Genomic DNA, 10,880 nt, shown 5'->3' with positions numbered 1-10,880 from the left:
AACAATAGTATATACAACATATGTTATATATACACCCAAATATAGGATATATATAACATATGTTGTATATATCTCAATTATATTCCTAAGCATCTAGAGGATGTTTTGTCTTCTTATAAGTAGTCATGGCAACAATGTGAACTTGTCCCAAAATAGGGCTACCTAATTCTAACTATCGTGTATAAAAATGACAAAGTAACCAGGCGTTACAATAAACCTCTCAAATTGAAAATTTAGAAGAACTAATTACAAGTAAGTAAATAGAGTGTCAATTAAGAAAATTTTATAGTATCGGTTTTATAAATATTAATGAATGAATTAGAAAACACCATCATATTGACCCAAATGGCCAAAAGAATGTAATAGTTGTTCCTCTATAACGTCATATGAAATGGTATCTTTTATTAGGGATGCCCTTTGATGTAGGAGAAACCGTATTGAGTATGGCTATGTGTTTTCAATAGCCATAATTATACGAAGTAATAAATCTACAATACAAGAATCGTTCAGTTTTCGAAACAAAAAATCCGTAAAACACTATTCTATAGCTATTTACGGATTCAGTAAGCGGAGAGTAAGGGATTCGAACCCCTGGAGGTGTGACCCTCAACAGTTTTCAAGACTGCCGCATTCGACCACTCTGCCAACTCTCCGAAGTGTGTCATTGAGGTATCCTCAAATGCGAGTGCAAATATAGAACCCTTTTTTAATTCTTTCAAATAAAAGGTAGCTTTTTTTGAAGTATTTTAATAGAACGATAGATTTTTTTTATAGGACATAATGAGCTTTTGAAAGATCAAAGCTTATTTTTGCAGAAATATTAAAAACAGACATGAATACTATAGATCAATTGAAATGGAGGTATGCTACCAAAAAGTTTGATGCCTCAAGAATACTTTCCGAAGAAAAAATAAATATTATAAAACAAGCGTTTAATCTTACAGCAACTTCTTTTGGATTACAGACGATGAGTCTCTTAGTTATAAAAAGTAAAGAAACTAGAGAAGCATTAGTGCCACATGCTTACAACCAGAAGCAAGTCGTTGACGCGTCGCACTTATTAGTTATCTGTGTCCAAGATAATATTACGGATACTGATATTGATATACATTTTGGTAATGTTAAGGATATTAGGGAAACACCAGAAACAATTTTAGAGCCTTTTAAAAAGAATCTTAAGTTAACAATGGAAGGCAAAACCATAGAAGAACGTCAAGACTGGTCAATAAAACAAGCTTATATCGCTTTGGGTAATTTGATGACTGTTTGTGCTATAGAGCAAATAGACTCTTGTCCAATGGAAGGATTTAATCCTCAAGCATTTGATGATGTCTTAAAACTTCAAGATAAAAACCTTAAATCTGTATTACTATTGCCAGTTGGATTTAGAGCAGAAGATGATAAGTTTTCTAGTTTTAAGAAGGTTAGGAAACAACTTAACGACGCTGTTATAGAAATGTAGGTAAAACCTTTTAATGTGCTTTTGATTTAATTATATTTGTTTAAACCGTAATGGCGAAGTATTTCGCACACACATAAATTTCATAATGAAAAAAGTATTATTCATTTTAGCATTAGCCTTTACAATGCAATTGTCGGCTCAAGATAAAAACAATTGGATAACAGATTATAAAGTGGCTTTAGAACTATCGAAAACTCAAGACATGCCTATCTTAGCTTTTGTTACGGACCATCAAAAAACGGAAGCTTCTGAAATTTTAAACGAAGTGTTTTTTTCTTCGGAAGCTTACAAAAACATAGCTTCTCAAGTTGTACTTTTAAAAGTAGATATTTCTGATAGTCAATCTTATAATACACGTTTGGGAATTCATTATCTTAATAAACGTTCTACTCAAGGTTTAGCTTTAGTAAATCAATATAATGATAAGATTGGAGCACCTTTAATCGATTTCAATGCCGAAAACATTAAGTCCTTTATTTTATTAATAAACTCAAAACTCTAAATTACACATGCCTGGATTTGAATTATTTGGTGACCTAGAACGTAAAGAAGTTAATGACGTTCTAGATAACGGTGTGTTAATGCGCTACGGTTTTGATGGCATGAGAAATGGCCATTGGAAAGCAAAAGAATTAGAAGCAGAACTTGTAAATACTTTTAAAACAAATCACGTGCAGCTCGTTTCTAGTGGTACTGCCGCAGTATCTGTAGCATTGGCATCTGCTGGTGTTGGGGCAGGAGACGAAGTCATTATACCAACATTTACCTTTGTAGCTAGTTTTGAGGCCATCATGATGTTAGGCGCTATTCCTGTTTTAGTCGACATAGATGACACTTTAACCTTAGATCCTAAGGCTGTAGAAGCAGCTATAACACCAAAGACCAAAGCAGTTATGGTTGTTCAAATGTGTGGTAGTATGGGTGATTTAGATGCACTTCAAAGTATATGTACTAAACACAACCTTTTATTTGTTGAAGATGCTTGTCAGGCAATTGGTGGCACTTATAAGGGTAAACCGTTGGGCAGTATCGGCGATTTAGGTTGTTTTTCATTCGATTTTGTAAAAACCATTACCTGTGGTGAAGGAGGCGCAGTTATAACGAACAAGAAAGACTATTATCTTCATGCAGATCATTACAGTGATCATGGTCATGACCACGAAGGAAACGATAGAGGAGCAGAAACTCATCCGTTTTTAGGTTATAATTTTAGAATTTCAGAATTAAATGCTGCTGTTGGATTGGCTCAAGTGAAACGTTTGCCAGAGTTTATTGCGCTTCAAAAAAAGAATTATACGATACTTCGTGATGCTATTTCTGTACTACCAGAAGTCACGTTTAGACGGGTTCCTGAAGGTGGAGAGGAAAGCTATGCGTTTTTAAATTTCTTTCTGCCAGATTTAGAAACATCTAGAAAAGTATCTAGTGCTTTTAAAGATAATGGTGTTGATGTATGTTGGAATTATTTTGATAATAATTGGCACTATATTAGAGAGTGGCATCATCTTAAAGATGCAAAATCATTGTTTCCATTATCTTCGGAAGTAAGGCAAGGTCTAGAAAATATTAAGCATGCAAAATTTGAACAGTCTGATCATTTTATAGGTAGAAATATATCATGCCTAATTAAACTGTCATGGACTGAAGTCGAGGTTAAAGAACGCGCTCTTAAAATGGTAAATGCTATAAAAGCTTCACTTTAATAGCTGACATAATCCACAATCTCTAAACCATAACCAATCATTCCAACACGTTTGGTTTGTTGCGTGTTTGAGATAAGTCTGAGTTTATGGATATTTAAATCATGAAGAATTTGAGCACCAATTCCAAAATCTTTAGAATCCATTCCAATACTTGGAGCTTTCACGATTTTGTCTTCAACTTGCGTGTCTTTTAAGATGTTTAAACGTTTTAGAAGATTCATAGATTGTGCTTGTTGATTGATGAAGACTATCGCACCTTTTTCTGCGGTATTGATAACCTTAAACATATCATCAAGTTTTTCATCCACATTATTAGTAAGCGTGCCTAATATATCATTATTTACTAAGGTTGCATTAATACGAGTTAATACGTGCTCGTCTTTAGACCAAACGCCCTTTGTTAGTGCAATATGAATTTGTTTATTAGTGGTTTGTTGATAGGCACGCAATCTGAATTTTCCAAAGCGTGTCTCTATATCAAAATCTTCTTTCTTTTCAATTAGAGAATCGTGTTCCATACGGTAAGCAACCAAATCCTCAATAGACACAATTTTCAAATCAAACTTTTTTGCAACCTTCATAAGTTGAGGAAGTCTAGCCATTGTGCCATCTTCATTCATAATTTCCACAATAACTCCAGCAGGTTCCAAGCCAGCAAGTCGTGCAAAATCTATAGCAGCCTCTGTATGACCGGTTCGTCTTAAAACACCACCATCTTTGGCAACAAGCGGAAAAATATGTCCTGGTCTTGCCAATTCAAATGGCTTCATATTAGGGTCTATAAGCGCTTGAACAGTTCTTGATCTATCAGCAGCAGAGATGCCTGTGGTGACACCATTTCCTTTTAAATCAACAGAAACGGTAAAAGCAGTTTCCATAGGGTCTGTGTTGTTCGTTACCATCATATGTAAATCTAATTCTTTACATCTGCTTTCTGTTAAAGGCGCACAAATTAGACCTCTGCCATGAGTGGCCATAAAATTTATAGTTTCAGGTGTGATTTTACTGGAAGCCGCTAGAAAGTCCCCTTCATTTTCCCTGTTCTCATCGTCGACAACAATAATAACTTTACCTTGTTTAATATCTTGAATAGCGTCTTCAATTGTATTTAACTTAGTTTTTGATGTACTTTGGGTAGTATATGTCGTCATTATTATATGTTTTGAAATGCAAAGATATAGCTTATTTTTTCTCTGTTGAAGCGTCTTCAGTGATTTTCTTCTGTCTTGAAATATAAATAACAGGGTAGATTACAAACCCTAAAATGGTCCAGAGAATAGTGTTCGTGTTTTTTGAGTGGTTTATAAACACGTAGAGTTTATTAAATGTTATAGACGAGATAATTGAATATACTAAAAAAAGAAAACTTGAGACAGCAGATAATTCAATTGAAGCAGATGCAACGGCTGGTAATTTATTGTTTTTAAACACGAAGAATAAAACACCTAGTACCACTGCAAATGAGTACCATATTAAGGCGTATTTAGCATAGGTTTTATACTCTTTATGCTTTGATTTAAATCCTTCTATGTCTAAAATTTCAGGAGCCGTGCTTGCACTTTTAATGGCGCTTATTTTTAAATCTTCATTAATCTTTTTCTTTTGAAAGAAGTAAAAGATAAAATAAAGGGGTAATCCAAGTAATAGAAAAATAATTACGTTTGATACATTATTTGCTCCAAGTTGTTTGTTCAAGTTCGAGTTATCTATAAAGGATTTGATAAGTGCAAATAAATAGATAACACCTATACATAAACCAATTATATATAACGAATCACCAATTGTAGGAAAACCGTTATTTTTTAAAATAGCTCCAGGGAGTGTAAAGATTACTGCAATAAAGTAAAGTATAAACGCCAATTTAGAGTTCTCTTCATATAAATATTTGAGTCTCAAAGATTCTTCGTAGGCATGATCGGTTAGGTTACCTCCAAATTTTAATTCTTGTTTGGTGATACCTCTAGACTCCAATATCTCAATGGATGAATTCTTATAACCAATATCATAATCGTATTGTCTATAATGCTTGACGACATCAATTAGTTTACTATTATCATAGCCCAACAATGTACTGTATTCTTCAGAATTAGTATCAAGTACATTGGTGTCAAAAACGAGTATTTTACTCTTGATACCGAATAGTTTTTTTAGAGGGTTTAAAAGTCCTTCAGATTCAAACAAAGGTCTGTCTTTTGTAGCGCGTCTCGTTAGGTAAACACTTAATGGCAACATAATAGCAGTAGATAGCCATGATGCCACTATAGGGTTTACTGAATCATCTAAGGAACTGTTTTTCGCAAAAATACCAATAAAATGATAGGTTAAAAACAGGAGTATAGCGATTACCAAGGGTAGTCCAATACCGCCTTTTCTAATTAAAGCACCTAGTGGAGCACCAACAAAAAAGAGGATAATACATGCTATACCTAAAACATATTTTTCATGAAGAGAAATTACGTGCTTGTTTCTCCATCTGGTTTGCGCTGTGAAATTTTGCTTATTGGAACTAATAATTTGTTTTGTACTGCTAATGCTGTTTTTAGACAAATTAAGGAGTTGTATTTTCGTTTTATCATTAAATAAGCTCAAAATATTACCTTCAAAAATAGAATCTTTTTGAGGTGATATATTCTTATCTAATGTTCCCATTGATGTTCTATTGTATAGTGTGGTTGAGAAGTTTTTTAACGCTACAATCCTCTTTTCATACAAACTATCAATAGTGTAATTTAAAGCATTAACATCTAGCATGTTATAACGGTTGTCATAACTTTGGTCATCCATGTCAACATCATTAAATCCTTCTAGATCTACATTAATAGTATACTCTTCAAAATAACTCTTGGCATAGGGTTTCTTTCTGTTTTGCTTTGGGTCTCTATTTACAATTTCTTCGTAGTAATTACCATTGTATAAAATTAACTGTATAAGATTGGAATTTTCATTTCCTTCTAGTAGTCCACTTTCAGCAATAATAACCGTTCTGTTCTTTGCATTTGTAGCTGCCTTTTTATGAATGACTACATTTTTAAGGAATTCACCATTTTCACCACTTTTATCCTCAACCTTAATATTATAGCTGCCAATATCATTAAATTGACCTTTTGTGATTGCCATTGCAGGTTTTACTTGAGCAATATTTTTACGTAGGTTATAAACATTTTTATTGGCCCACGGGATTACATTATTAGAGAATATAAAAGTCACGATACCAAGCAATACGACAAAAACGCTAAGACTTTTCATAGCGCGTTGCAAAGAGATACCTGTAGATTTCATAGCGGCAAACTCATAATTCTCGGCAAATTGGCCAAACACCATGATTGAAACTAGTAATATAGTAAGTGGAAGTATTAAAGGAATTAAAGTAGGTGTAATGTAAAGAAGTAATTTTAGAATGATAAACGAGTCTAAATCTTTACCCGCTAAATCTCCAATATATAACCATACAGCCTGCAAAACAAAAATGAACATGAGTATAATAAACACAGTCAAAAATGTCTTTAGGTAGGTCGTAAGTATGTACCTATCTAATATTTTCATGCAAAGGTTGGCTTAGCTTAATCTAGCTTATTGATGTAATAATCTTTATACTTATTCTCGTCAAAAGTAAATAAGGTTTTTGATATTGGCTCATTAGTTTTAAAAGAATTAACAGTCAACGTTGTTTTTGTTCCGTTTTTACCAACCTCAATCAGTTTGTAAATGTGTTTCGTTTTAGCGTCAATACCTAAAAAAATTTCTTTTATTTCAGAATTAGTGTCAATAGGATTCAATTTTACAAATTGAATTTTTCTCCCTTTTATATCCTGAATAATATCCATTTCATACCTGTAGCCATCTTTGTAAAATGACATCATTTTACTAGGCGTTATGCTGTTTTCATCTTCAGAATTGTCAGATGATATAGTTACTTCCTCATCTTCAGGACTAATAGTATATAACTTTTTACCATCAAATATTCTAGTTACTCCAAGAATATGAAGCAAGTATTTATCGTCTTTCATCACAACGTCACCCCGAGTTTCTTGTTTGATATCTTCACTTATATTTTCTAAAACGTATTTAAAATCTACTGAGATATTCTCATAAGCCTTGGCTTTATTATAAACGTCATTTAATAATCTTTCTGCTTTTTTAGAATCTTGAGAAAATCCTATACTGCTAATTAAAAATGCTAATACTACAATTATTTGTTTCATCGTTTTATCTTTTATTCCCTTCGGAAATGTACCGTTTCAATTAATGTTCGTTCGACAACAAAGCATCTAGAGCTACAAAATCGGTAACCAAAACTTGTCGTGCTTTACTACCTTCAAAACCACCAACAATACCCGCGGCTTCCAATTGGTCTATTAAGCGTCCGGCTCTATTATAACCTAATTTTAGTTTACGTTGCAATAAAGAGGCAGAGCCTTGTTGTGCAGTGACAATAATTTCGGCGGCTTCTCTAAATAGCTTATCTCTATCTTCAATGTTATTATCAAGACTTGTGCCACTTTCTTCACCAACATACTCTGGTAACAAATAGGCCTCAGGATAGGCTTTCTGTCCACCAATAAACTCAGTAATTCTTTCAACTTCTGGCGTATCTACAAAAGCACATTGTATACGTGTTATCTCATTTCCGGAGGTATATAACATGTCACCACGACCAATTAATTGATCTGCACCACCGCCATCTAAAATAGTACGAGAATCAATTTTTGAAGTGACTCTAAACGCAATACGTGCAGGGAAATTAGCTTTGATAATACCAGTAATTACATTTACAGATGGACGCTGAGTCGCAACAATGAGATGAATCCCAATAGCACGTGCCAATTGAGCCAAACGTGCAATAGGAGTTTCTACTTCTTTACCAGCAGTCATAATTAAATCTGCGAACTCATCAACAACCAAAACGATATATGGCAAGAAATGATGACCGTCATTTGGATTTAATTTACGTGCTTTAAATTTGGTGTTGTATTCTTTAATATTACGACAAAGAGCGTTTTTAAGCATTTCGTAACGGTTGTCCATTTCAATACATAAGGAATTTAATGTATTAATAACCTTAGTATTGTCTGTAATTATAGCCTCTTCACTATCCGGGAGTTTTGCTAAGTAGTGACGCTCAATTTTATTAAACAATGTTAATTCTACTTTTTTTGGATCTACTAATACAAACTTAACTTCTGCAGGATGTTTTTTATAAAGTAACGAGGTTAAAACTGCATTTAGTCCAACCGATTTACCTTGTCCTGTTGCACCAGCCATTAACATGTGGGGCATTCTAGCTAAATCGACAACAAAAGTCTCGTTGCTAATTGTTTTACCAAAAGCGATTGGTAATTCCATTTCAGATTTTTGAAATTTCTGAGATGCAATAACAGATCGCATAGACACAATGGTTGCGTTTTTATTTGGTACCTCAATACCAATGGTCCCTTTTCCAGGAATTGGAGCAATGATACGAATCCCTAAAGCAGATAAAGATAAGGCGATATCATCTTCAAGATTTTTAATTTTTGAGATGCGAATACCTGCATCTGGCACGATTTCATATAAGGTAACTGTGGGGCCAATCGTTGCTTTGATACTTGCGATACCAATTTTGTAGTTATTTAAAGTTTCTACAATTCGGTTTTTATTGTCTTCAAGTTCCTCTTGATTGATCGTAATACCCTCAGTGTCGTATTTTTTTAAGAGATTCAAAGGTGGAAACTGAAATTTACTCAAATCTAGAGTAGGATCAAATTGACCATAATCTTCAACAAGCTTATTAGATAAATTATCAGTTTCTGAAATCTCTTCTTCTACAGTTTCAATTTCCATACTTAAGTCACTGTCTTTTTTTTGGTCTTCATTCGTAAGACTAACTTTTAATTCTGGTTCTAATATTTGACGTATAGGTTCTGATTTTTTGACAGATTCTTTAGGTTTAGGATCTTCAACTTTTAGGTCAAATGCAGATTTAATATCTTCAGCTTCCACAGATAAATCATTATCAACAACAAAAGTATCGTCTATATTATTTGAGTTCACTTCGTTCTTAATCTCACTCGTAGCACGTTTAAATAATTTTACAAACGAATCTCCATTAATACCAAATCTAATGGCTAAATAAGTGATTAAAACAAAAATGAGGAGTAAAACAGTGCCTATTTTACCTATATAATCTTGAAAAAGTGAATTTATCTCAAAACCTATTGTGCCGCCAAGAGTGTCATATTTATGAGAGAAGAAACCAAAAAATACTGAAATCCAAATGGTGATTAGGGTTCCCCAAATCCAATGGCGACGAAGTCTTGATTTATTGATGTCTAACGTGATATAAATACCAGATAAGAATAGTAAACCAGAAAATATGAAAGACGCCAAACCAAAACCTTTATTGATAAAAAAGTCACTCGTCCAAGCACCTAATTTATTTAGCCAATTTTGAGCTTTTATATCTCTAGAACTAATTTCACTAAGTGTGCTTTGATCTGCCTGTCCAGTAAAGAAAAAAGACAAGAAAGCGACAAACATTAAAATACCTAATATAATTAGTAAGCTACCAAAAATCAGTTTTTGCTGACTAGATAGCTTAAGACTCGGTTTTTTGAATTTCGGAGTAGTTTTAGGTTTACCTTTAGTTTTGGTTTTTTTCTTTGCCATGTTCACTTTCCGTGACAACGGAAATAGTTTAAGTTTCAAATTTTAGATACGTGCGCATCTCAACAAAAATACAAATAACTAACGTTATTCCTAGAGAGATGTTTTAAATTTGATATAACCATTAGAGGATTTTCGTATCTTAGTCATAAACGTCATAAATTATGAGACCAATTATCAATTTTATTGTTGTTATTTCGTTAATATTAATAACACAATCGTGCTCTAATGACGATGATTGTACATCTTTAACTATTGATATTACAAGTCTCGAAGTTGCGTATGGATGTATTAATACGCCTTATCAAATGGATATAAATATATCAGAAGATTTTATCATTATTAGATCCCAAACTATTTTTGATGATCTAGTTACAGGAACGTGCACCCCTCAAATAGATTTTGAAGCTTTTGATTTGCTCATTGGTAAAAAAGCACTTACTAATGGGTTTGATACTATTGATTACGACGGTTTGGTGAAAAATTGCGATAACAATCAATTATCCTTATCCATATCGTTCGTTCTTAATGAAACAGCAGAAGCTCCAAACGTAACTTATCATGTGCTAGTGCCAAAGTTGGCAGAGAATGAGTTGATTACTGTAAGTCTAGTTACTATTAATTAATTCAGAAAATCTTTGGTACATAAATAACTAAAGCAGTAATTACAGTACAAATTGCAGCAATAAAAACAGCTCCTGCAGCAATATCCTTTATTTTACCTATAGCCTCGTGTCTTTCTGGATGAATAAAGTCTGCGACACTTTCTATAGCAGTATTCATGCCTTCTAAACTCATGACTAGGCCAATACATACAATTTGAAATAACCACTCCGTATTAGAAATATTAAAATAAAATCCGGCAATGGTTACAAGGATAGCGCAAAAAACTTGTGTTTTTATACTAGCTTCTGTTTTAATTAAATATACAGCACCCTTAAAAGCATAACCCACACTTTTAACTCGGTTTATTAGAAACGATTCTTTTTTTGACATTGATCCTTAATTAACTTAAGCTGAATTTAGTTAAGCATTTTAGAATCTCTAAAAATTATTAATAAGATTTAATATAT

9 protein-coding genes and 1 tRNA gene are annotated in these 10,880 nt (G+C 33.0%); 4 read left to right on the top strand and 6 right to left on the bottom strand.

Going from position 1 to position 10,880, the window contains the following annotated elements; genetic code table 11:
* Positions 1-568 precede the first annotated feature (568 nt).
* Positions 569-653 (bottom strand) — tRNA-Ser (locus ACJAZK_RS13930).
* 179 nt (positions 654-832) lie between these two features.
* On the opposite strand from ACJAZK_RS13930, the gene ACJAZK_RS13925 reads away from it, so the two are divergent.
* The 3 genes from ACJAZK_RS13925 (at position 833) to ACJAZK_RS13915 (ending at position 3,165) form a co-directional block, all read left to right on the top strand.
* Positions 833-1,462 carry an NAD(P)H-dependent oxidoreductase gene (locus ACJAZK_RS13925; RefSeq protein WP_415224551.1) on the top strand — a complete coding sequence of 210 codons (630 nt, stop codon included), beginning with the start codon at positions 833-835 and terminating at the stop codon, positions 1,460-1,462.
* An 85-nt stretch (positions 1,463-1,547) separates the two neighbouring features.
* Positions 1,548-1,964, top strand: coding sequence for a hypothetical protein (locus ACJAZK_RS13920; RefSeq protein ID WP_415224550.1), 417 nt, complete (start codon positions 1,548-1,550; stop codon positions 1,962-1,964).
* A 7-nt stretch (positions 1,965-1,971) separates the two neighbouring features.
* Positions 1,972-3,165 carry a DegT/DnrJ/EryC1/StrS family aminotransferase gene (locus tag ACJAZK_RS13915; protein WP_415224549.1) on the top strand — a complete coding sequence of 398 codons (1,194 nt, stop codon included), beginning with the start codon at positions 1,972-1,974 and terminating at the stop codon, positions 3,163-3,165.
* On the opposite strand, the gene ribB is transcribed toward ACJAZK_RS13915, so the two are convergent.
* The 4 genes from ribB to ACJAZK_RS13895 are packed head-to-tail and all read right to left on the bottom strand — an operon-like array spanning position 3,162 to position 9,810.
* Positions 3,162-4,316: a 3,4-dihydroxy-2-butanone-4-phosphate synthase gene (gene ribB / locus ACJAZK_RS13910; protein WP_415224548.1), complete on the bottom strand. Its 1,155-nt coding sequence runs from the start codon at positions 4,314-4,316 to the stop codon at positions 3,162-3,164. The two genes, ACJAZK_RS13915 and ribB, sit on opposite strands and share 4 nt — an antisense overlap.
* Positions 4,317-4,347: 31 nt before the next feature.
* A complete protein-coding gene (locus tag ACJAZK_RS13905) occupies positions 4,348-6,708 on the bottom strand; it encodes an LptF/LptG family permease (protein ID WP_415224547.1) in 2,361 nt (786 codons plus the stop codon).
* A 17-nt stretch (positions 6,709-6,725) separates the two neighbouring features.
* Positions 6,726-7,367 carry a LolA family protein gene (locus ACJAZK_RS13900; RefSeq protein WP_415224546.1) on the bottom strand — a complete coding sequence of 214 codons (642 nt, stop codon included), beginning with the start codon at positions 7,365-7,367 and terminating at the stop codon, positions 6,726-6,728.
* A 40-nt stretch (positions 7,368-7,407) separates the two neighbouring features.
* The gene (locus ACJAZK_RS13895; RefSeq protein WP_415224545.1) at positions 7,408-9,810 is read right to left on the bottom strand and encodes a DNA translocase FtsK; all 2,403 of its coding nucleotides are present in this window, start codon (positions 9,808-9,810) and stop codon (positions 7,408-7,410) included.
* 161 nt (positions 9,811-9,971) lie between these two features.
* Here ACJAZK_RS13895 and ACJAZK_RS13890 point away from each other — a divergent pair, with 161 nt between their 5' ends.
* On the top strand, positions 9,972-10,433 hold the full coding sequence (locus ACJAZK_RS13890; protein ID WP_415224544.1) for a hypothetical protein: 462 nt from the start codon (positions 9,972-9,974) through the stop codon (positions 10,431-10,433).
* A gap of 1 nt (position 10,434) precedes the next feature.
* Here the strand turns inward: ACJAZK_RS13890 and ACJAZK_RS13885 are convergent, their stop codons facing one another.
* The gene (locus tag ACJAZK_RS13885) at positions 10,435-10,803 is read right to left on the bottom strand and encodes a diacylglycerol kinase (protein ID WP_415224543.1); all 369 of its coding nucleotides are present in this window, start codon (positions 10,801-10,803) and stop codon (positions 10,435-10,437) included.
* Positions 10,804-10,880 lie beyond the last annotated feature (77 nt).

The sequence above is a fragment of the Psychroserpens sp. genome (assembly GCF_047633235.1).
GTDB lineage: Bacteria > Bacteroidota > Bacteroidia > Flavobacteriales > Flavobacteriaceae > Psychroserpens.
Note: the sequence above shows the minus strand (reverse complement) of the source record. Positions and strands in the feature narration are given on the sequence as shown.